Source organism: Streptomyces sp. NPDC053079 (assembly GCF_044546695.1).
Lineage (GTDB): Bacteria > Actinomycetota > Actinomycetes > Streptomycetales > Streptomycetaceae > Streptomyces.
In genome coordinates this window covers 477,519-498,885 of sequence record NZ_JBITZJ010000004.1, presented here as the reverse complement: position 1 = coordinate 498,885, position 21,367 = coordinate 477,519, and the positions used below count along the sequence as shown (strand labels likewise).

16 protein-coding genes and 1 pseudogene are annotated in these 21,367 nt (G+C 71.3%); 11 read left to right on the top strand and 6 right to left on the bottom strand.

Going from position 1 to position 21,367, the window contains the following annotated elements; genetic code table 11:
• Window positions 1-257: 257 nt before the first annotated feature.
• From ngcE to ACIGXW_RS18040, 3 genes are read left to right on the top strand one after another with little or no spacing between them, the layout of a single operon-like run.
• Window positions 258-1,694: an N-acetylglucosamine/diacetylchitobiose ABC transporter substrate-binding protein gene (gene ngcE / locus ACIGXW_RS18050; protein WP_399573885.1), complete on the top strand. Its 1,437-nt coding sequence runs from the start codon at window positions 258-260 to the stop codon at window positions 1,692-1,694.
• Window positions 1,695-1,706: 12 nt separating this feature from the next.
• Window positions 1,707-2,624, top strand: a complete 918-nt coding sequence (locus tag ACIGXW_RS18045) for a carbohydrate ABC transporter permease (protein WP_399573884.1) — start codon at window positions 1,707-1,709, stop codon at window positions 2,622-2,624.
• Window positions 2,624-3,547 carry a carbohydrate ABC transporter permease gene (locus ACIGXW_RS18040; RefSeq protein ID WP_399573883.1) on the top strand — a complete coding sequence of 308 codons (924 nt, stop codon included), beginning with the start codon at window positions 2,624-2,626 and terminating at the stop codon, window positions 3,545-3,547. Before ACIGXW_RS18045 ends, ACIGXW_RS18040 begins: the two co-directional genes overlap by 1 nt.
• 21 nt (window positions 3,548-3,568) lie before the next feature.
• Here ACIGXW_RS18040 and ACIGXW_RS18035 read toward each other — a convergent pair whose 3' ends face one another.
• Window positions 3,569-3,970, bottom strand: a complete 402-nt coding sequence (locus tag ACIGXW_RS18035) for an ATP-binding protein (protein WP_071965869.1) — start codon at window positions 3,968-3,970, stop codon at window positions 3,569-3,571.
• 485 nt (window positions 3,971-4,455) lie between these two features.
• Here ACIGXW_RS18035 and ACIGXW_RS18030 point away from each other — a divergent pair, with 485 nt between their 5' ends.
• From ACIGXW_RS18030 to ACIGXW_RS18005, 6 genes and pseudogenes are all read left to right on the top strand, one after another.
• Entirely contained in the window at window positions 4,456-5,658 is a 1,203-nt protein-coding gene (locus ACIGXW_RS18030; RefSeq protein ID WP_399574057.1) for an ROK family protein, read from the top strand.
• Window positions 5,659-5,824: 166 nt separating this feature from the next.
• Window positions 5,825-6,934, top strand: coding sequence for a substrate-binding domain-containing protein (locus ACIGXW_RS18025; protein WP_399573882.1), 1,110 nt, complete (start codon window positions 5,825-5,827; stop codon window positions 6,932-6,934).
• A 37-nt stretch (window positions 6,935-6,971) separates the two neighbouring features.
• Window positions 6,972-7,751 (top strand): annotated as a pseudogene (locus ACIGXW_RS18020) (ATP-binding cassette domain-containing protein); the annotation flags it as partial.
• A 98-nt stretch (window positions 7,752-7,849) separates the two neighbouring features.
• Window positions 7,850-9,145, top strand: coding sequence for an ABC transporter permease (locus ACIGXW_RS18015; RefSeq protein WP_071965695.1), 1,296 nt, complete (start codon window positions 7,850-7,852; stop codon window positions 9,143-9,145).
• A 217-nt stretch (window positions 9,146-9,362) separates the two neighbouring features.
• Window positions 9,363-11,354, top strand: coding sequence for a 1-deoxy-D-xylulose-5-phosphate synthase (gene dxs / locus ACIGXW_RS18010; RefSeq protein ID WP_399574056.1), 1,992 nt, complete (start codon window positions 9,363-9,365; stop codon window positions 11,352-11,354).
• 223 nt (window positions 11,355-11,577) lie between these two features.
• Entirely contained in the window at window positions 11,578-13,107 is a 1,530-nt protein-coding gene (locus ACIGXW_RS18005; RefSeq protein ID WP_399573881.1) for an amino acid permease, read from the top strand.
• A 66-nt stretch (window positions 13,108-13,173) separates the two neighbouring features.
• Here ACIGXW_RS18005 and ACIGXW_RS18000 read toward each other — a convergent pair whose 3' ends face one another.
• On the bottom strand, window positions 13,174-13,566 hold the full coding sequence (locus ACIGXW_RS18000; protein ID WP_399573880.1) for an NTP pyrophosphohydrolase: 393 nt from the start codon (window positions 13,564-13,566) through the stop codon (window positions 13,174-13,176).
• A gap of 111 nt (window positions 13,567-13,677) precedes the next feature.
• Here ACIGXW_RS18000 and ACIGXW_RS17995 point away from each other — a divergent pair, with 111 nt between their 5' ends.
• Entirely contained in the window at window positions 13,678-14,769 is a 1,092-nt protein-coding gene (locus ACIGXW_RS17995) for a hypothetical protein (protein ID WP_399573879.1), read from the top strand.
• A gap of 22 nt (window positions 14,770-14,791) precedes the next feature.
• On the opposite strand, the gene ACIGXW_RS17990 is transcribed toward ACIGXW_RS17995, so the two are convergent.
• From ACIGXW_RS17990 to ACIGXW_RS17975, 4 genes are read right to left on the bottom strand one after another with little or no spacing between them, the layout of a single operon-like run.
• Complete coding sequence (locus tag ACIGXW_RS17990) at window positions 14,792-15,901, bottom strand: C40 family peptidase (RefSeq protein WP_399573878.1); 1,110 nt, start codon at window positions 15,899-15,901, stop codon at window positions 14,792-14,794.
• A 30-nt stretch (window positions 15,902-15,931) separates the two neighbouring features.
• A complete protein-coding gene (locus ACIGXW_RS17985; protein WP_071963471.1) occupies window positions 15,932-16,414 on the bottom strand; it encodes a poly-gamma-glutamate biosynthesis protein PgsC/CapC in 483 nt (160 codons plus the stop codon).
• Complete coding sequence (gene pgsB, locus ACIGXW_RS17980) at window positions 16,411-17,664, bottom strand: poly-gamma-glutamate synthase PgsB (RefSeq protein WP_399573876.1); 1,254 nt, start codon at window positions 17,662-17,664, stop codon at window positions 16,411-16,413. Before pgsB ends, ACIGXW_RS17985 begins: the two co-directional genes overlap by 4 nt.
• 5 nt (window positions 17,665-17,669) lie before the next feature.
• Window positions 17,670-19,895, bottom strand: a complete 2,226-nt coding sequence (locus ACIGXW_RS17975; protein WP_399573875.1) for a HAMP domain-containing protein — start codon at window positions 19,893-19,895, stop codon at window positions 17,670-17,672.
• A 209-nt stretch (window positions 19,896-20,104) separates the two neighbouring features.
• Between ACIGXW_RS17975 and ACIGXW_RS17970 the strand changes: the two genes are divergently transcribed.
• Window positions 20,105-21,148 carry a hypothetical protein gene (locus ACIGXW_RS17970; RefSeq protein WP_399573874.1) on the top strand — a complete coding sequence of 348 codons (1,044 nt, stop codon included), beginning with the start codon at window positions 20,105-20,107 and terminating at the stop codon, window positions 21,146-21,148.
• Window positions 21,149-21,367: the final 219 nt, after the last annotated feature.

The following is a 21,367-nucleotide window of genomic DNA, read 5'->3' as shown; positions in this document are numbered from 1 at the left end:
AGACTGAGGGTCAAAGCCGCTTCGATCTTGCCCAGTTGATCGGAGTGGACTATACCTGTCGGCGTCCGGGGCGCTCGTCATCCGCCCCGCGGACCCGGGGGAGCCTGGCGGCCGGCGTCGTCGCGGGGGACCTCGCCCCGGCGCACACCCAGCACCACGCTTCAACTGACCCGCGGTGTCGGGCCCTTCGCCGTCGGCGAGTTCGCTAGGGGAGACCGCCACACCGCCTGAGTCCTGGAGAAGGCGAGGACTTGAGCATGGGATCCACCCCGGAATTCAGCCGGCGCGACCTGATCAAGCGGGCGGCGGCCATCGGTCTGATCGCGGTGCCGACGATGAGCGCGCTGAGCGCCTGTGCGAGCGGCGACAGCGGCGACAGTGGCAAGCAGGTCGACAAGGGCAGGAAGAGCGAGAAGAACCCGCTCGCGGTCAACGAGACCGCACCGCTCGACGTCGTCATCTTCGACGGTGGTTTCGGCCAGCAGTACGCCAAGGATGCCGAGGCCGAGTACCAGAAGGCCTTCCCGAAGTCCACGGTCAAGCACTCCGCCACCCAGGAGATCCAGACCCAGCTCCAGCCCCGCTTCAACGGCGGCACCCCGCCCGACCTCATCGACAACTCCGGTGCCAAGCAGATGGACATGGGCACCCTGGTCGGCAAGAAGCAGCTGACGGATCTCAACGCCCTGCTGGACGCGCCCTCCTACGACGACCCGTCCCGGAAGGTACGCGAGACCCTGCGTCCGGGCGTGGTGGAGATGGGCCAGTTCGACGGCAGCGAGACCTGGATCCTGTACTACGCCTACACCGTCTACGGCGTCTGGTACTCGAGGACGAACCTGCAGAAGCTCGACGCGCAGTACCCCGAGACCTGGGACGAGATGCTCAAGGTCTGCGAGGCCGCGAAGAAGAAGGGCATCGCCGGCTGGACGTACGCGGGCAAGCACCCGTACTACCTGCCGTTCAGCCTCTACCCCTTCATCGCCAAGATCGGCGGTGTGGAGGTGCTGACCAGGATCGACAACCTGGAGCCCAACGCCTGGAAGGACCCGGCCGTGAAGTCGGCCTTCGAGGCGTACTACGAGCTCTACAAGAAGGGCTACATCCTCCAGGGCACGCCGGGCCTGACCCACATCGAGTCGCAGACCGCCTGGAACGAGGGCAAGGCCCTGTTCATCCCCAACGGCTCCTGGGTGGAGAACGAGTCGAAGAAGACCACGCCCAAGGACTTCCAGATGGCGGTCGCGGCCCCCTCCAGCCTCGACAAGAGCGGCGACAAGCTGCCCTTCGGCACCCTCTGGGCCTCCGGCGGCGAGCCCTTCATCGTGCCGAAGAACGCCAAGAACCCCCAGGGCGGCATGGAGTTGCTGCGCACCATGCTGGGAAAGAAGTCCTCGCAGAACTTCATCAAGTCCGTCTCCTCGCTCACCTCGCTCAACGGCGGCACCGAAGGCCTCTCCCTCCCGCCGGGCCTCGCCTCCTCCCAGGAGGCGCTCACCAAGGCCGGCAAGAACGTCGTCAACCCCCGGATCCAGGACTGGTACGTCGCGCTGCAGAAGGAGAAGATCGGCGTCGGGGCGCTCGGCGAGATGATGGCCGGCCGGCTGACGCCCGACGAGGCGATCAGCAAGATCCAGCGTTATGCCGACGAGACCGCCAAGGACAGCGCCGTCAAGAAGTACAAGCACAAGTGAGCGGTGGCGGCCATGCAGCACGGTAAGTACCGCTTCATCGCAGGGTTCTTGATCCTGCCCCTGGCGATCTACGGCATCTTCGTCATCTCGCCGTTCGTCCAGGCCGTCTACTACTCCTTCACCGACTGGACCGGACTGAGCCCCGACTTCACGGTGACGGGATTCGAGAACTACCAACGGCTCTGGAACGACGACGTGTTCTGGAAATCCGTGGGCCACAACGTCCTGCTGCTGCTGATATTGCCGCTGGTGACGCTCGGGCTCGGGCTGTTCTTCGCCTTCATGCTCAATCTCGGCGGCCGCCGCAGGAAGAACGCGGCGGTGGCCGGGGTCCATGGCTCGGGCTTCTACAAAATCGTCTACTTCTTTCCGCAGGTGCTCTCGATTGCCATCGTCGCCCTGCTCTTCCAGTTCGCCTACAACCCCAACAGCGGCGCCCTGAACTCCTTCCTGAGCGCGCTCGGCCTGGATTCGGTACGGCCCGATTGGCTGGGCGACCCCTCCCTCGCGCTGTGGTGCGTCATGGCGGTGATGGTCTGGAGCAACGTCGGCTTCTACGTGGTGCTGTTCTCGGCCGGCATGAGCTCCATTCCGAAGGACTTCTACGAGGCCGCGCTGCTGGACGGCGCCAACCGCGTCCAGACCTTCTTCCGGATCACGCTGCCGCTGCTGTGGGACACCGTCCAGACCGGCTGGGTCTACATGGGCATCATGGCGCTCGACTCGTTCGCCGTCGTCCAGATCATGACCGTGGGGCCGGGCGGACCGGACTACTCCACCGAGGTCCTGTCCTTCTACCTCTACACCAAGGCGTTCCGGGACGGGCAGGCCGGATACGCGACGACCCTGGGCGTCGCCCTGCTCATCGTCACCCTGATCTTCGCGGGCCTCGTCATGAAACTCGGCCGGCGCGAGCGGCTGGAGTACTGATGGCAGTCACCACGGACCCCACGGAGGGGAACGGCACCGCGGCCTCGCCCGCCGGCAGGCCCGCCGCCGAGGCGACCCGCGGGCGTATGGGCAGCGAGGGGACGGTCCTCAACGTCTTCTCGCACGGCGTCCTCGTGCTGTGGGCCTTGATGGTCACCCTGCCGCTGCTGTGGGCGGTGATGAGCGCCTTCAAGACGGACAGGGAGATCTTCACCTCGCCCTGGGCGCTGCCGTCCGGCCTGCACTTCGGCGCCTGGAGCCGGGCCTGGTCGCAGGCCCACATGGGCGAGTACTTCCTCAACTCCGTCGTCGTGGTGGCCGGCTCGCTCGCCGGCACCATGCTGCTGGGCTCGATGGCCGCCTACGTACTGGCCCGCTTCGACTTCCCCGGCAACCGCTTCGTCTACTTCCTCTTCGTCGGCGGGATGAGCTTCCCCGTCATCCTGGCGCTCGTCCCGCTGTTCTTCGTGATGAAGAACATGCAGCTGCTCGACACCTACCACGGGCTGATCCTGGTCTACATCGCCTACTCGCTACCGTTCACGATCTTCTTCCTCAGCGGCTTCTTCCGGACGCTGCCCACCTCCGTCGCCGAGGCGGCCCTGATCGACGGGGCCTCGCACACCCGCACCTTCTTCCAGGTGATGCTGCCCATGGCCAAGCCGGGCCTGATCAGCGTCGGGATCTTCAACTTCCTCGGCCAGTGGAACCAGTACCTCCTGCCCACGGTCCTCAACGTCGGCGACGAGGACAAGAAGCTGCTGCCGCAGGGACTGGTCGCGCTCGCGGTCAGCCAGGGCTACAAGGGCGACTGGTCCGGGCTCTTCGCGGGCCTGGTCATGGCCATGCTGCCGGTCCTCGCCGCGTACATCGTCTTCCAGCGGCAGGTCCAGGCGGGGCTGACGGCCGGCGCGCTCAAGTAGTCCCGGGCCCGGCCGGCCCGCTCAGGCCAGGGTGAACCAGACCGCCTTGCCCCCGCCGTGCGCGGCGGGGGCCACCCCCCAGGCCGTGGCGCAGCTGTCGATCAGGGCCAGCCCCCGCCCCGACTCGTCGTCGACGCCCGCGCTGCGCCGGGCCGGGGCCCCGGAGCCCGTGTCGTGTACGGCCACGTGCAGGGTCCGGGAGCGGCAGCTGAGGTGGACCGTCACCGGGGACTTGGCGTGCACCACGCCGTTGGTGACCAGCTCCGTGGCGAGCAGGCAGGCGGTGTCGGCCAGGTCGTGGCGGCCGTGCCGGCCCAGCGCGAGGCGCAGCGCGTTGCGGACGATGCCGATCATCCAGGGCTGCGCCGGGATCCGGAGTGTGTACCACCAGTCGGCGGTGGCCAGTTGAGGGTCCTCGCACATGCTCCGCTCTCCGTTCGTTCTTGCCGCGGAAGCCCCCAACTATCGGGCAGTGCGCCGGGGCGCGGCGCGCCGGCCGGGGGCCGGGCGTCCGGCGCCGCCGGTGGTTATGTCGGATGAACATGCCGCACAACGGCTTGAGTGCGGACATGACCAGATCCGTCGGGCGGTGGAGCGGCGGGGGGCGGATTCGCCCGTTCGAGCTACCGCGCCCGGCCGGAGCGGGCCCACCCTCGGCGTACGGGGCAATGGTCCGCTCCGTACGATATGGGGTCGGCGCAAGGTCGCCGGGAGCCCCTGGAGGGGCCCGGAAGGTCTCGCTGAGGCAACGGTGCCATGGCCGGGATCGGCGTCAAGCCCTTGACGTGGTGCAAGCCGTGCGGCGAGCTTAAGAGTTCACATGTTGTATGGATGGCCGGGCTCCAGAGCTGCAGCCCGGCCCTCGGGGCGGCCGTCGTGCCGTCCCGGTGAGGCGGGAGTGGATGGGCGTGGAGACTCCGGGGTCGCAGTCGTCGCTGCACCGGGCCAACCTGGAGCGGGTCGTGCGCGCGGTGCGCATGGCGGGGTCGCTCACCCAGGCCGAGATCGCCCGGACCACGGGGCTGTCGGCCGCCACGGTCTCCAACATCGTCCGGGAGCTCAAGGACGGCGGAACGGTCGAGGTCACCCCCACCTCCTCCGGCGGCCGGCGGGCGCGCAGCGTCTCGCTCTCCGGTGACGCGGGCATCGTCGTGGGGGTCGACTTCGGCCACACCCACCTGCGGGTCGCCATCGGCAACCTCGCCCACCGGGTGCTGGCCGAGGAGGCCGAGCCGCTGGACGTGGACGCCTCCGCCACCCAGGGCCTGGCGCGCGCGGAACACCTGGTCACCAGCCTGGTCAAGGCGACGGGGATCAGCCCGGACAAGATCGTCGGAGTGGGGCTGGGCGTCCCGGGCCCGATCGACGTGGAGTCCGGGGTGCTCGGCTCCACCGCGATCCTGCCGGGCTGGGCGGGCACCAACCCCCGCGACGAGCTCGCCGGCCGCCTGGACGTGCCGGTCCACGTCGACAACGACGCCAACCTCGGCGCCCTCGGCGAGCTGGTCTGGGGCGCCGGCCGGGGGGCCAGGGACCTGGCGTACATCAAGGTCGCCAGCGGCGTGGGCGCCGGTCTGGTGATCAACGGGCAGATCTACCGCGGCCCCGGCGGCACCGCCGGCGAGATCGGCCACATCACCCTGGACGAGTCCGGCCCGGTCTGCCGGTGCGGCAACCGCGGCTGCCTGGAGACCTTCACCGCGGCCCGCTACGTCCTGCCGCTGCTCCACTCGGCCCACGGCACCGACCTGACCGTGGCGCGGATGGTGCGGCTCGCGCGGGAGGGGGACCCGGGCTGCCGGCGGGTCATCTCGGACGTCGGCCGGCACATCGGCAGCGGCGTGGCCAACCTGTGCAACCTGCTGAACCCCAGCCGTGTCGTGCTCGGCGGCGACCTCGCCGACTCCGGCGAGCTGGTGCTCGCGCCCATCCGCGAGTCCGTCTCGCGGTACGCGATCCCGAGCGCCGCCCGCCAGTTGGAGGTCGTCCCCGGAGCGCTGGGCGGCCGGGCCGAGGTGCTGGGCGCCCTGGCGCTCGTCCTCAGCGAAATGGGCGATTCGTCATTGCTGGACGAGACGCTGCCCGCACATGCCCCGACGGTGAACCGATAGGGCATTCGCCCGTTTCCCGCGTGGTGCTCTTGAGTTCACGCAGATAACGAATGGCATCGTTGCCATCTCGTTAAGAATTTACTTCTTGACGCTTCCTTGGCGGCCGAGTTGACTTCCAGCCACCTCGGCCGCAACGACGCGGCCTCGTCAGGGAGGTATCTGCATCATGAATTCGCATCTGCGTCGTGCCGGTGTGGCCATGGCCGCCGTTTCCATGGCCACCGCTCTCGCCGCCTGTGGCAGCGCCAAGGAAGCCGGCGACAACGGGGAGCAGAAAAAGGACAAGAAGGGCCCGCTGACCATCGGCCTTCTGCTCCCCGAGAATCAGACCGCGCGGTACGAGCGGTTCGACAAGCCGCTGATCGAGAAGAAGATCAAGGAATTGGCGGGGGCGGACACCGTCGTCCTCTACGAGAACGCCAAGCAGGACGCCTCCGTCCAGCAGCAGCAGGTCGACACCATGATCACCAAGAAGGTCGACGCGCTGATCGTCGACGCGGTGGACGCGAAGTCGATCGCCAGCTCGGTCAAGAAGGCCAACGACAAGGGCATTCCCGTCGTCGCCTACGACCGCCTGGCCGAGGGCCCGGTCAAGGCCTACACCTCCGTCGACAACGAGCGCGTCGGCAAGATCCAGGGCGAGTCCCTGCTCAAGGAGCTCGGCGACAACGCCTCCAAGGGCAAGATCGTGATGATGAACGGCGCGATCACCGACCCCAACGCCAAGATGTACAAGGACGGCGCCCACTCCGTGCTCGACGGCAAGGTCGAGGTCGGCAAGGAGTACGACACCAAGGAGTGGAAGCCGGAGAACGCCAACGAGAACATGAAGGGCGCCATCTCCTCGCTGGGCAAGGACAACATCGTCGGCGTCTACTCCGCCAACGACGGCATGGCCGGCGGCATCATCACCGCCCTCAAGAGCGCCGGCTTCGACAAGCTCCCGCCCGTCACCGGCCAGGACGCCGAGCTCTCCGCCGTGCAGCGGATCCTCTCCGACGAGCAGTTCATGAGCGTCTACAAGCCGTACAAGCCCGAGGCCGACGCCGCCGCCGAGCTGGCCGTCGCCCTCGCCCAGGGCAAGGGCACCGACGCGGTCGCCAAGACCACCGTCGACAGCGGCACCCAGAAGAAGATCCCCGCCATCATCGTCACCCCCTTCGCGCTGACCAAGGCGGACATCGGCCAGTACGTCGGCAAGGAGGGCTTCTTCACCCTGAACGAGATCTGCACCGAGAAGTACAAGGCGCAGTGCGACCAGGCCGGACTGAAGTAAGCCCCCAGGCTGCCGCCCCCTCGGGGCGGTGAAGGAGATGATTCACGTGTCCGCTACGCCCGTGCTGGCGTTGCGCGGAATCTCCAAGCGGTTCGGTGCCGTCCAGGCGCTCACCGACGTAGAGCTGGAGATCCACCCCGGCGAGGTGGTCGCCCTGGTCGGCGACAACGGCGCCGGCAAGTCCACCCTCGTCAAGACCATCGCCGGAGTGGGCCCCGCCGACGACGGCGTCATCGAGTGGGAGGGCCGGCCCGTCACCGTCGACCGGCCGCACGTCGCCCAGGAACTGGGCATCGCGACCGTCTACCAGGACCTCGCGCTGTGCGACAACCTCGACGTCGTCGGCAACCTCTTCCTCGGCCGCGAGATCGTCCGCGCCGGGGTGCTGGACGAGGTCGAGATGGAACGCCGCTCCCGCGAGCTGCTGTCCACCCTCTCCATCCGCATCCCCAGCGTCCGGATCCCGATCGCCTCGCTCTCCGGCGGGCAGCGGCAGACCGTCGCCATCGCCCGCTCGCTGCTCGGCGAGCCCAAGGTCGTCATCCTCGACGAGCCCACCGCGGCCCTCGGCGTCGAGCAGACCGCGCAGGTCCTCGACCTGGTCGAGCGGCTGCGCGAGCGGGGCCTGGGCGTCATCCTCATCAGCCACAACATGGCCGATGTGAAGGCCGTCGCCGACCGGGTCGCGGTGCTGCGCCTCGGCCGCAACAACGGCACCTTCGATGTCCGGACGACATCCCAGGAAGAGATCATCTCCGCCATCACGGGCGCCACGGACAACGCCGTCACCCGCCGCCGCGCCCGCTCCGCGGGGGCCGCCGGGGCCGCAGAGGCCGCCCCGGCCGCCCCGGCGGGCGAGGCGGACAAGAGCACCCAGGCCGGTCAGGCCGACGAGCCCGAGAAGGAGGCGGGCGCATGAGCACCGAGCTGCCCACGTCGTCCCCCGAGCCGGCCGCCAACGGCAACGGCCAGGCCCCCGCCCACGAGGCCGTCCCCGCCGTCGACCCGCGCCTGCTGGTCCGCGAGGAAGGCTTCGCCGGCTACTGGAGCGAGTTCCGGCGCAAGCTGCGCAGCGGTGAGCTGGGCTCGCTGCCCGTGGTCGTGGGGCTCCTCGTCATCGGTCTGGTCTTCCAGATGCAGGACTCCGCCTTCCTGGGCGCCGAGAACCTCTCCAACCTCTTCGTCACCGCCGCCGGCACCGGCCTGATCGCGGTCGGCATCGTCTTCGTGCTGATCCTCGGCGAGATCGACCTGTCCGTCGGCTCGGTCAGCGGCCTGGCCGCCGCGATCTTCGCGGTCCTCAACGTCAGCCACGGCATGGCGGAGTGGCTGGCCTTCGTCCTGGCCATCCTCTCGGGCGCCCTGGTCGGCGCTCTGCACGGGTTCTTCTTCGCCCGCATCGGCGTGCCCGCCTTCGTGGTCACCCTGGCCGGCCTGCTCGGCTGGAACGGCCTGATGCTGCAGGTGCTCGGCTCCAACGGCACCATCAACCTCGACGACTCCGGGCTGGTCGCGGGGCTGACCAACCACTACTTCACCGACGTGGCCGCCGCCTACGGACTGGCCACCCTGAGCGTCGTGGCGTTCTTCCTGGTCTCCCTGCGCGACAGCAGGCGGCGCGAGGCGGCCGGCGTCCCCAGCCGCCCGCTGAGCGAGGTCGTCCTGCGCACGGCCGCCCTGGCGGTGCCCGCCTATGTGGTGGCGTGGCTGTTCAACCAGTACAAGGGCCTGCCGCTGGCCGTGGTGATCTTCCTCGGGGTCGTGGTCGCGCTCGACTTCGTGCTGCGCCGCACCTCCTACGGGCGGAAGGTCTTCGCCCTGGGCGGCAGCGTCGAGGCGGCCCGCCGGGCCGGCATCGACGTCGCCATGATCCGGATCTCCGTCTTCGCCCTCTCGGGGACGATGGCGGCGCTCGGCGGCATGTTCCTGGCCTCGCAGATCAACGCCGCGAACCAGTCCTCGGGCGCCGGCAGCCTGCTGATGAACGCCATCGCGGCGGCCGTCATCGGCGGCACCAGCCTCTTCGGCGGCCGCGGCAAGACCTGGTCGGCGCTGCTGGGCGTGCTGGTGATCCAGTCCATCGCCTCCGGCATGGCCCTGCTGGGCATCGCCTCGGCCGTCCAGTACATGATCACCGGCGCGGTGCTGCTGGCCGCCGTGGTGATCGACTCGGTCTCCCGCAAGACCCAGAAGACGGCCGGACGGGCGTAACGCCCGTACGGACGAACGGGTGGCCCGGACCGGCGGCGGTCCGGGCCTTCCGCGTGACTTTCGGCGGGTTTAGCTGCCCGCTGAGCCGATCGCGTGACATAGGTAGCATCACCCGTTCATCGCCACTGCAGGCGGAACATTAGACTCGACGGATCTAGAAGCTTCTATGAGCTTCTGCAAGCTTCTACAAGCCGACAGCTCGATGAAGGAGGCACGGGTGGCCCTGCTGACCCGCATCAGGGAACCGCGCGATCTGGACCGGCTGACCCCGGAGCAGCTCGACCGGCTGGCCGCGGAGATCCGCACCTTCCTCGTCGACGCCGTCTCCAAGACGGGCGGGCACCTCGGACCCAACCTCGGCGTGGTCGAGCTGACCATCGCGCTGCACCGGGTCTTCGACTCGCCCAAGGACAAGATCCTCTTCGACACCGGCCACCAGGCCTACGTCCACAAGGTCCTCACCGGCCGCCAGGACTTCTCGAAGCTGCGTGCCAAGGGCGGCCTGTCCGGCTACCCCTCGCGCGAGGAGTCCGAGCACGACGTCATCGAGAACAGCCACGCCTCCACGGTGCTGGGCTGGGCCGACGGCCTCGCCAAGGCCAACCAGGTCCTGGGCAAGGACGACCACGTCGTCGCCGTCATCGGCGACGGCGCCCTGACCGGCGGCATGGCCTGGGAAGCGCTGAACAACATCGCCGTCGCCAAGGACCGTCCGCTCGTGATCGTCGTCAACGACAACGAGCGCTCCTACGAGCCCACCATCGGCGGCCTCGCCAACCACCTGGCGACCCTGCGCACCACCGACGGCTACGAGCGCTTCCTGGCCCGCGGCAAGGACCTCCTCGAGCGCACCCCCGTCGTCGGCAAGCCCCTCTACGAGACGCTGCACGGCGCCAAGAAGGGTCTGAAGGACTTCATCGCCCCGCAGGGCATGTTCGAGGACCTGGGCCTGAAGTACGTCGGCCCCATCGACGGCCACGACATCGAGGCCCTGGAGTCCGCCCTGCAGCGCGCCAAGCGCTTCGGCGGCCCCGTCCTCGTGCACTGCCTCACCCAGAAGGGCCGCGGCTACAAGCACGCCGAGCAGAACGAGGCCGACCGCTTCCACGGCATCGGCGCCATCCACCCCGACACCGGCCTGCCCGTCGCCTCCGGCGGCGCCAGCTGGACCTCCGTCTTCGCCGACGAGATGGTGAAGCTCGGCCGCGAGCGCGAGGACATCGTGGCCATCACGGCCGCCATGATGCAGCCGGTGGGCCTCGGCAAGTTCGCCAAGGAGTTCCCCGAGCGGGTCTACGACGTCGGCATCGCCGAGCAGCACGCCGCGACCTCCGCCGCGGGCCTGGCCACCGGCGGTCTGCACCCGGTCTTCGCCGTCTACGCCACCTTCCTCAACCGCGCCTTCGACCAGGTACTGATGGACGTGGCCCTGCACAAGTGCGGCGTCACCTTCGTCCTGGACCGGGCGGGCGTCACCGGCGACGACGGCGCCTCGCACAACGGCATGTGGGACATGTCGATCCTCCAGGTCGTCCCCGGCCTGCGCATCGCCGCCCCGCGCGACGCCGACCAGGTCCGCGCCCAGCTGCGCGAGGCCGTCCAGGTCAAGGACGCGCCGACCGTCGTGCGCTACTCCAAGGGCACCGTCGGCCCGGCCGTCGAGGCCGTCGGCCGCGTCGGCGGCATGGACGTGCTGCGCCGGCCCGCCGAGGGCACGGTCAAGCCGGACGTCCTTCTCGTCTCCGTCGGCGCGCTCGCCCCGATGTGCCTGGAGATCGCCGACCTGCTCGACAAGCAGGGCATCTCCTGCACCGTCGTCGACCCGCGCTGGGTCAAGCCCGTCGACGAGGCCCTGCCGGGCCTGGCCGAGCAGCACCGCGTCGTCGTCACCGTCGAGGACAACGGCCGCGTGGGCGGTGTCGGCGCGGCGATCGCGCAGGCGCTGCGCGACGCGGGCGTCGACCTGCCGCTGCGCGACTTCGGCATCCCGCCGCGCTTCCTCGACCACGCCTCCCGCAAGGAGATCATGGCGGAGATCGGGCTCACCGCCCCCGACATCGCCCGCCAGGTCACCGGGCTGGTCGCCAAGCTCGACGGGCGGTTCGAAGACGAGGCAGTCGAGGCAGTCGAGGCCGCCGACGCGGCCGAGCCGGCCGATGCGGCCGGGACCTCCGGTGCCTCCGAGGCCGTCGAGGCCGTACGCGACTGACGGCGGCTCACCCCTCCGTCGTCACACCCTCCGCCGTGCCCCAGGGCCGGCCGGTCACCCCCTGTGCGGGTGGTCCGGTCGGCCCTTCGGCATGGATGCGTCTGTCCTCCATCGGGTGAATCCTGGACGGGGCGGCTGTGGCCGCACCCGTACGGCCCCGAACATCGCGGACACTCGATCGGTTCAGCAAGGACGAGTGACGCCGAGCAGTGGAGGTGAGCCGATGAGCACAGAGCAACCCGTCCGAGGCAGCGGCCGCGGCCGGAGCGGAATGTTCCGGACCAAGAGCGTGGAGCAGTCCATCCAGGACACCGAGGAGCCGGAGCACGCGCTACGGAAGGACCTCTCCGCCCTCGATCTCACCGTCTTCGGTGTCGGCGTCGTCATCGGCACCGGCATCTTCGTCCTCACCGGAAAGGTGGCCAAGGAGAACGCCGGGCCCTCCGTGGCGCTGGCCTTCGTCGTGGCCGGCGTGGCGTGCGGCCTCGCGGCGCTCTGCTACGCCGAGTTCGCCTCCACCGTCCCGGTGGCCGGGTCCGCGTACACCTTCTCGTACGCCTCGCTCGGCGAACTGCCCGCCTGGATCATCGGCTGGGACCTCGTCCTGGAGCTGGCGCTGGGCTGCGCGGTGGTGGCCGTCGGCTGGTCCGGCTACATCCAGTCGCTGATGGACAACGCCGGCTGGCACCTGCCGACGGCGCTGTCCGGGGTGCACGAGGGCAGTTTCGGCTTCGACATCCTCGCCGCCCTCCTGGTCCTGGCCCTGACCGGCATCCTGGTCGCCGGCATGAAGCTGTCCTCGCGGGTGACGGCGGTCGTCGTCGGCGTGAAGGTCACCGTCGTCCTCATCGTCATCGTCGTCGGCGCCTTCTTCATCAGCGGCGCCAACTACGAGCCGTTCGTCCCGCCCTCCAAGACCACCGAGGGCGGCAGCGGACTCACTGCCCCGCTGATCCAGGTGATGTTCGGCTTCACCCCGTCCAACTTCGGCGTCATGGGCATCTTCGCCGCGGCCGCCGTGGTCTTCTTCGCCTTCATCGGCTTCGACATCGTCGCCACCGCCGCCGAGGAGACCCGCAACCCCCAGCGGGACCTCCCGCGCGGCATCCTCGGCTCGCTCGCCATCTGCACGGTGCTCTACGTGGTCGTGTCCATCGTCGTCACCGGCATGCAGAAGTACGACACGCTCTCCACCAAGGCGCCGCTCGCCGACGCCTTCAAGGCCGTCGGCCACCCCTTCTGGGCCGGGCTGATCAGCTTCGGCGCGGCCGTGGGCCTCACCTCCGTCTGCATGATCCTGCTGCTCGGCCAGAGCCGCGTCTTCTTCGCCATGAGCCGCGACGGGCTGCTGCCGCGCTTCTTCTCCACCGTCCACCCCCGCTACGGCACGCCCTACCGCTCGACGATCCTCCTGGGCGTCGTCGTCGCCGTGGTCGCGGGCTTCACCTCGATCGACGTGCTGGCCGAACTGGTCAACATCGGCACGCTGTTCGCCTTCGTCGTGGTCGCGCTCGGCGTCATCATCCTGCGCCGCACCCGCCCCGACCTGCCGCGCGCCTTCCGCACCCCGTTCGTACCCGTCGTCCCCGTGCTCTCCATCCTGGGTTCGCTGTGGCTGATGCTGAACCTCCCGGCCGAGACCTGGCTGCGGTTCGCCGTGTGGATGGTCCTCGGCGTCGTCGTCTACTTCATCTACGGACGCCGCAAGAGCCGGGTCAGCGATGCCGAGCGGGTCCAGCGGCCCACCGTCTGACCCCGTCCCCGTCCCGTCCGTACCGTCCGCGTCCCGCCCGGGGCGCGGACGGCCCCAGGGGATCTCCTACGGCCGTACCGTGCGCGGACCGGCCACCCCGGCCCCCAGCGCCCGGACCCGCTCCCGCAGCTCGCGGTCGGCGGTGACCACCACACAGCGCCGGCCGGGCTCGCGGGCGGCCACCACCGCCACGATCCGGTCGTCCCCGCTGCCGTCGGCGGCCTCCACGCGCACCCCCGGCACGCTGTCCAGGGCGCGCGCCGCGCCCTCCACCACCAGCACCACCTCGAGCGGGCCCCGCAGCGCGGGGTTCACCGCCCCCTCCGGCAGCCCGTGCGCCGCGTACTCCACCAGGCGGTCACGCAGCCTTCCGGCCGCGCCCAGCCGGTCACGCCACCAGCCGTCGGGCACGCTGCCGACGACATTCGCGGCATCCACGACAAGAAGAGCAGCTGTCATGGCGACAGCCTCGCATGCCGCCCCGCGACCGGATTCCGGCGCCGGTCACAGTGTTATCGTCGAGGGCCCGCAAACGGGGTCCAGGGTCAAAGAGAGGCTGGTCAGCGAGTCATGGCAGTGCGGACGGCCACCACCACCGGCTGGTTGCTGCGAGGCGAGGACGGCCGGCTGACGGCCTACGCGCCGGTCCCGGGCGGCATCGTCCGCTGGACCGAGACCCGCCCCGGCGGCCCCGAGTGGAGCGGGCCCCAGCGGTTCGAGATGCCGGGCCTCGAGCCCTACGTCTCCATAACCCGGAGCGCCCAGGGCTACGTCTTCCTCGCCGGAGTGCGCCGCCGCGCCCACGAGGACGGCCGGGCCGAGACCGACGTCGTCTACACCACCCAGTTCCAGTCGGGCCGCGCCCTGACCCCCTGGCGCACCATCGGCACCCCCTACGGCCAGGACTGGGAGCGCGCCGACCAGATCGGCACCCCCGTCGCCGTCGTGGACGGCGTGGGCCTGCACCTGTACTTCCGCAACGCCGGCCGCGGCGTGAGCGGGCGCCGCCAGGACGCCCGCGGCATCTGGGGGCCGTGGCTGGACCTGCACGGCAGCCGCGTCCTCGACGCGGGGTCCGCCTGCGTGAGCGCCGACGGCCGCGTCGAGCTGCTCGCCTCCACCGCGGACGCCGTCCTGCGCTGGCGCCAGGAGGAGCCGGGCGGCCCGCTCAAGCGCGTGAAGGACACCGCCGCCAAGTCCCTGACCGGCTCGTTCACCTCCGCCCCGGCGGACGACGACCGCATCGCCCACTTCTGGCGCGCCGACGCGGACTCGGCCCTGCACGTCCAGCACGCCCCCGCCCCCAGGGGCGAGGAGAGCGCCGAGGCCCCGGCCCCCGTCGCGCTGACCTCGCTGGGCACTGGCGGCACCGGCCCGGTCGCCGTCCTGCGCACCACCCTCGACGGCCAGGACTGCACGGTCCTGGCCCAGCGCTCCGCCTCGGGCCTGCCGGCCGTCGCCGCCTACGCCACGCGGGACGAGGCCGCCGCCGACGCCGCCTGGTCCGAGACCGGCGAGGAGTGCGTGGGCGCCCCCGCCCTGGCCCTCGACGCCGCCGGCCGTGTGGTGGCCGCCGCCGTCGCCGCGGACGGCACGCTGCGCGTGGCCCGCCAGCGCCCCGACGCGCGCGGGCTGGCGCTGGGGGACTGGGTACGGGTCTAGCACCCGGCCCGGGCCCCGTGGCTCACAGCCGCTTGGCGCTGCGCAGCCCCGTCGCGTAGAAGCCGTTGCCGTCGAGGCGGGCGGTGCCGCCCTTGTCGCCGAACGTGGGGCCGTTGGCCTCCTCGCGGCTGGAGATGAAGCGCGGCTTGCCGTCCGTGTCGAGGCCCATGTAGATCCCGACGTGGTCGAGGCGGTCGCCGGTGCGCTTGTCGATGTCGAAGAAGACCAGGTCGCCCGGCTGCAGCTTGTCGGTGGCCTCCGGCCGCTTGCCGCTCAGTTCCAGGACCGGGACGCCGGGGGAGAGACGGGCCATGCCGTTGGAGGTGCGGGCCAGGCCGTCGCCCTTGGTGTCCTTGCCCAGCAGGGGGTAGCGGGCGCGGTAGCCGAAGACCGTGCGGACGAAGCCCGAGCAGTCCATGGCGCGCAGCCGCTTGGCCTCGGGCCGCTCGACGGTGCCGTCGCGGAAGGTGTAGGGGATGCCCAGGTAGTCGTAGAAGTCCGACTGCTCCAGGCGCATGTCGCCCGCCTCGGAGCCGCCCGGGTTGAGCGGGCCGAACTGGGCGTCGCCGGCGTAGACGATGCCGCGCGCGTCCTTCTTCTGGGGAGCGCCGTCCAGGTACTCCATGGAGATGGCGAAGATGTCCGGGTCCTTGGCGCCCAGGCTCCTGTCGAACCACTCCTTGAACCAGGAGTCCTTCTCCGCCCCCTCCTTCCAGGCCTCCGGCAGCAGCCGCACCCAGCTGTCGGTGACCACCTTGGCGGAGGTGAACTTCGGCTCGGCGAAGGTACGGCTGGGGCCGGTGAGCACGGCGGTGCGGGCGTTGTCGGTGAAGGTCGCCAGGACGCTGCCGTCGGCGGCGCGTACGACCGTACGGGCCGGATTCGCCAGCCGCTCGTAGCGGCGCTCACCGGCGGGGACGGCCTTGCCGCCGGAGGAGCCGCCCGAGCCGGCGCCCACGGACTCGACCGGCGGGGCCGTCCCCTGCTGCCGCTCGCGCAGCTCGACGGTCAGGTAGGCGCTGGTGCCGAGCAGGCCGAGCACCACGAGCGTCTGCAGCGCGCGGCGGCCGCCCTGGCCCCGGGCCTTCTTCCGGGCCTTCGGCTTCTTGCGTTCCGTTGACTTCCGGGACATGGGTCTGTGCTCCGTCGGGAATCGGGGGGATCAGGCGGTGGGCATGAAGCCGAGCAGGATCCCGGCGGTCAGGACGACGTAGTTGGCGAGCGAGACCGTGCCGGTGGCCAGCAGGGTCGCACCGCGGGGCTGGCGCACCAGCTGATAGGCGATCAGACCGGGGACGATGAAGCCGAGGGTCTGGTTGGCGTACATCAGCGGGAACTGCTGCTGGAGGATCAGGTGCAGCGTCGCCTGCAGCACCACGCCGGTCAGCACGACGGCGGCGAACAGCCGCTTGCCGTAGAGGATGACGTGCCGCTGCAGCAGCAGTGTGCCCAGGTAGGTCAGGACGGTGATGCCGACGACCATGGCCGCGCGCTGGAGGTCCTCGACCAGGGTGAGGGCCAGCCAGCCGGGGGTGATCATGCCACCGGGGGAGAGGTTGGTCGTCAGATAGCAGACCAGGGAGAACAGCAGGCCCAGCGCGATCCCGATGGCGGCGATCTCCGGGGTGAGGACAGCGGGGATCAACGGAAGTCTCCTGAGGGATCTATGTACGTCGGGACATACACCGGCGGCTGCTCCGGCTCCGGCGCCGGCTCGTCCGCCGGCAGTTCGGCCAGCCGCTCCAGCAGCAGCTCGCCCTGGCCGTGGATGTTGCCGATGGCCACCAGCGAGGCGCCGGGGCCGAGGCGGTCGAGGATCTCCCGCTCCAGCTCGGCCGCGTCGCGCCGGTCGCCGCCGAGGTCGACGACGCGGTCGCGCCACTCGGCGGGGATCGCGTCGTGGGCGCTCTTGGTGGGGTGGCCGATGAGGAAGACCGAGTCCGGGGCCAGCCGGGGGACGATCTCGCCCATCTGCCCGTTGCGCTCGACGCGGTCGGGACGGCAGTTGATGAGGACGTGCAGCGGCCGCTCGATGGCGCCGAGGCTCAGTAGCTGCTCGACATTCATCAGCGTCGACTCGGGGTCGTTGGCCGCGAAGATGTTGGCGAAGCGGAACGGCATGCCCTCGGGGGTGCGGTAGCGCTCCACGGACAGCACGCCCGGGTCCGGCGGCGCGTCGTACATCCCCCGCAGCGCGGTGGCCCGGTCGACGCCCAGCAGCTCGGCGACGGCCAGCGCGATGGCGACGTTCTCCTTGAACGTGAACCAGCTGAAGCCGCGCAGCTCCGCGTCGCTGACCGTCTCCGGGTCCACGGCGATGAGCCGGCAGTCGCGCTTGTCGGCCTCCTCCTGCAGAATGTGCAGCCGGTCGCGCTCGGCCGTCACACAGATCCCGCCGTGCGGCATGGACCGGCTCAGGGAGCGCGCCACGTCGTCCAGGGTCGGGCCCATCTCGGCCAGGTGGTCCTCGCGGACGTTGCACAGCACGCCGATGGTCGAGCGGATCAGCTTGGTCTGGTTGACCTCCTGCAGCGCCGGCATGACGGCCATGCACTCGATCACCAGGGCGTGCGGGCGGTACGCGGCGGCGCGCCGCACGATGCCGATCTGCTCGACGACGTTGGCGATCCCGAACTTGCGGTAGACGGGCTCCTCGGTGGCGTCCGGGTGGATGAAGCGGGCCGCGGTGCCGGTGGTCTTGGCGACCGTGACGAGCCCGCCGCCGCGCAGCGCCCCCGCGCACAGGCGGGTGATGGAGCTCTTGCCGCGGATGCCGTTGATGAGCACCCGGGTGGGGATGAGGTCCAGGTTGACGAAGTGGCGGCGCTGCTCGACGATGCCGGCGACCAGGAGGACGACGCAGCAGATCACGAGCACGGTGTAGAGGAAGAGCACGGTGGTCAGGTCCTTCCGGAGGGTCGTGCCAGGCGCTGCCGGATCAGCTCCAGGTTCCGCACGACCGCGCCGACCTCGTCGTGGTGCTGGGGGAAGAGCACCGTCTTGCGGTCGCCGCCGGCCAGGGCCTCGGCCCGGTCGGCGAGGGCGCGCAGCGGGCGGACGACGACGATGTGCAGCCAGCCCAGGCAGGCCACGGCGGCGCTCACGCCCAGCAGCCCGGCGAGCATGGTGCGCCGCTGGGCGGTGTGCTCGGGCAGCTCGAGCCAGGCGGTCGGCTGGGAGCTGATGACCTGCCAGTCCAGGTCCCGGACGGCGCCGCCGCCGGTGAAGGGCGAGGCCGCCGCGATGTCGGAGGAGCCGCCGGAGCGGTGCAGGAAGGCGGTGCCGTTGCCCTTTCCGCGCTTCTCCCCGGCGGCGTCCGCGAGGACGCCGAGATGGCTGGACGGCAGCTCGGAGAAGGCCCGGAAGCCGTGGCCGCGGTCGGCGGCGATCACACGGTGGCCCTTGTCGACGAGCCAGACCCGGCCGAGCCCCGGCCGGGTGACCAGCGAGATCAGGAACTGCGGGTCGTACTCGCCGACCACCGCGCGGCCCTTGGCGCCGGGCACGGCCGCGTAGGCGGCGATGACGGGTTCCTTGCCGGAGGTGTTGAGCTGGGCGACGCCGTCCGCGCGGGGCGGCTTGCCGTCCGGGTGGCGCGGGGAGTCCCCGGCCCGGGAGAGGACCTTGCCCTCGCCGTCGATCACATAGACCGCGCGGTAGCGGCCGTGCTCGCGCAGCGTCCGCTCCAGGACGGCCTTGTCGGCGCTCCCGGCGTCCTTGCCGGAGTCGTCCTTGCCGGCGCCGGCCGAGACGGTCCGTGCCACGGCGGCCACGTCGGCCCAGCCCTCGTTGAGCGCCCGGCGGACGCGGTCGGAGGCGGTGTCGGTGCGGCGGCGCTGGTCGTCGACGAGCTGCCGGGGCACGGCCACGCCGCTGCCGGCGCGGTTGACGAGCAGCAGCAGCGGAGCCGCCCAGGCGAGCAGGACGAGCGCGCACACCACGACCGTGGAGCGGGTGCCGAAGCCGCCGCGCGCCCGGCCCGTACGGGTGGGGCGGCCGCCCAGCAGCTGGCCGCGCAGGCTCTCCAGGGCGGCGCCGACACGGGCCGCCTCCCGGCCCCGGAAGCGTGGCAGGGGGCGGTCCAGTTCGCCCCGGGCCAGCCTGCGGCTCTCCAGGTACAGGCGCAGCAGCGGCCGCTGGACCGTACGCAGCAGGATCCAGCCCACCAGTAGGGCCAGGACGAGCAGGATGCCGGCGGCGACGAGTCCGAAGGCCTGGGTGCGCACGGTCCGGGAGTCGTCGGTGACCTTGACCGAGGTGATCACCGACAGGCCCAGGGTGCCGGCCGAGCTCTTCTCGCCGGGCGCGCGGCCCGCGGCGGCGTAGCCCACGGCCGTACGGACGTCGCCGCGCACGTCCCCCATGAGGTGGCCGCTGGCGCCGGGGTGGCCGCCGGGCTCGGGGGTCTTCGCGGAGTCGGCGGCGGCCGTTCTGCGGGCCTTCTTCGCCCAGGACTTTCGGGCCACGGACGGGCCGTCGCTGGCCAGGACGGTGCCGGCGGAGTCCACGACCAGCAGGGAGCGGTTCTCGCCGGAGGAGATGCCGGGAACGTTGAGGGTGCCGGAGGCGACCAGCAGCCGGGTCCCGGCGTCGCCGCGCAGGGCGGCCACGACGAGCATCCGGGTCTCGCCGGAGGGCAGTTTCACCAGTCGCGGGCCGAGAACGTCGTCGAGGTCCTTGCCGCCCTTGTCGTCATCGCCGGGCCGGCCCTTCAGGACGGTCGCGAGCGGGATGTTCTCGCCGCGCGCGGCGAGCAGGGTGCCGCCCGCCGGGTCGACGACGGCGGTGCCGCGCCACTTGTTGTAGACCTTGCCGAGGGTGTCCAGCACGGTGTCGGGCGCGGTGGCGCCGCCGAACTGGGCCGCGGCGCGCTCGAGGTCGGTGATGCTCTCGTCGAGGGAGGCCCGCAGCGACAGGGCGCCGTCCTCGGCCACGTGCTGCTGCGAGGTGAGGACGGCCGTGTCGATCGCGGAGCGGTCCCGGTCCCCGAGCACCATCGCCGTCGTGCCCGCGACCGCCAGCAGCAGCGCCAGCAGGGCGGCTATCGGGGGTCGGGCGCCGCCCAGCAGAGGCATGTCGGCGCGGCGGCGGGCCTTGCGCCGGCGGGGGCCGCGCGAAGCGGGCAACAGTCTTCCTCTCGGTCGCGGCACGCGGGGCATGCCGGGACCACGGGGTGCCTGAACTGTCTGCCGCACTGCGTATGCGTAAGGTAAAGCGCTCGAAGTCTAGGGAAATTCGAACGAATTACCAAAAGAGTCCGATCGGTCTTGATCGCACTCCCCGCTTTGCCATGCCTATACCAAGATCAATTACTGTGCCGGGTATTTTTGCCGGCATGAAGCTCAAGCCGGCCCTGGCGGCCACCGTCAGGCCCGCGCTGCTCGGCGCGGTGACATGGGCGCTGCTCGGCGGCCTCGTCGGCTGCGCGCAGCCGGCCGCCCGGCCGCACACGGGCCCTCAGGGCGGGGCGGCCGACGGCCGGCAGGGCGGGCCGGGGGAGGAGGGCACGCCCGTCGACCTCGGCCGGCGGATCACGGCCTTCACCGACCGCATCGACCAGAACGGGCGGTACCGCGTCCCCGCCGTCCACGACCGCAAGGCCGTCGCCGACGGCGTCCGCCTGCTGCTGGACGGCGACCGCGCGGCCGCCGAGCAGGCCCTGGACACGGCGGGCTACACCGTACGCACCCTCGTCGACCGGGCCGACGGCGGACGGCGCTACGCGGAGATTGCCGACGCCACCGCGGACGGGGACGCCATCCGGGGCTGGGGACGGGTCTACGTCGACCTGCGCGGCCCCGCCCGGTGGACGGTCCAGGTGCCGCACCCCACGGCCGACCTGCGCACCGAGCAGATCGGACTCGGGCTGCTGCGCGGGGTCCCGGGCGGGGTGCTGATCCTGGCGGGCGCCTACCGCACGCTGGGTGACGGCGACGGTGGCGGCGCCGGTGCCGGCTCGGAGGGGGACGCCGCGGCCGATGTCGCCCACCGGTCGGACTCGGTCTTCGCCGCGGTCGCCGACTCCCTCGCCGACCGCCGGCTCCCGGCGGTCCAGGTGCACGGCTTCGCCGACAGCAGCCTCCCCGACCAGGACGTGGTCGTCTCACCCGGCAAGGGCGACGCGGGGCTGCCCTCCGCACGGCGCCTGGCGGGCGGACTGCGCAAGGAGGGGCTGCGGGTGTGCGAGGTGTGGCAGCGGTACTGCGGCCGGCTGGAGGGCCGCACGAATGTGGAGGGGGACCATGCGGATGCGGTGGGAGTGCCGTTTTTGCATGTGGAGCACAGTCGGCGGGTGCGGCTCGACGACGGGCTCGTCGTGAAGGCGGTGCGGGCGCTGGTGGAGGTGGCCCGGGGGTGGGCTGCCGGGAGGCGCGCGTAGGGGGGAGTTCGCCCCTGCCCCGCCCTTTCACCGTTTCTTGTCCTCAAACGCCGGACGGGCTGAATATTCAGCCCGTCCGGCGTTTGAGGACCGGGGGCCCGGGGGGGGGGCCCCCCCCCCCCCCCCGGGGGGTGGCCCCCCCCCCCCCCCCCCCCCCCGCGGCGGGGGCCGGGGCCGCGCCCCCCCGCGGGGCCGCCCCCCCCGTGCCCGGTCGGCGGG

Bases quoted from the DNA above. Each gene is read 5' to 3' on its own strand.
- ngcE (WP_399573885.1), top strand. From the start codon at position 258: ATGGGATCCACCCCGGAATTCAGCCGGCGCGACCTGATCAAGCGGGCG.
- ACIGXW_RS18045 (WP_399573884.1), top strand. From the start codon at position 1,707: ATGCAGCACGGTAAGTACCGCTTCATCGCAGGGTTCTTGATCCTGCCC.
- ACIGXW_RS18040 (WP_399573883.1), top strand. From the start codon at position 2,624: ATGGCAGTCACCACGGACCCCACGGAGGGGAACGGCACCGCGGCCTCG.
- ACIGXW_RS18035 (WP_071965869.1), bottom strand. From the start codon at position 3,970: ATGTGCGAGGACCCTCAACTGGCCACCGCCGACTGGTGGTACACACTC.
- ACIGXW_RS18025 (WP_399573882.1), top strand. From the start codon at position 5,825: ATGAATTCGCATCTGCGTCGTGCCGGTGTGGCCATGGCCGCCGTTTCC.
- ACIGXW_RS18015 (WP_071965695.1), top strand. From the start codon at position 7,850: ATGAGCACCGAGCTGCCCACGTCGTCCCCCGAGCCGGCCGCCAACGGC.
- ACIGXW_RS18005 (WP_399573881.1), top strand. From the start codon at position 11,578: ATGAGCACAGAGCAACCCGTCCGAGGCAGCGGCCGCGGCCGGAGCGGA.
- ACIGXW_RS18000 (WP_399573880.1), bottom strand. From the start codon at position 13,566: ATGACAGCTGCTCTTCTTGTCGTGGATGCCGCGAATGTCGTCGGCAGC.
- ACIGXW_RS17995 (WP_399573879.1), top strand. From the start codon at position 13,678: ATGGCAGTGCGGACGGCCACCACCACCGGCTGGTTGCTGCGAGGCGAG.
- ACIGXW_RS17990 (WP_399573878.1), bottom strand. From the start codon at position 15,901: ATGTCCCGGAAGTCAACGGAACGCAAGAAGCCGAAGGCCCGGAAGAAG.
- ACIGXW_RS17970 (WP_399573874.1), top strand. From the start codon at position 20,105: ATGAAGCTCAAGCCGGCCCTGGCGGCCACCGTCAGGCCCGCGCTGCTC.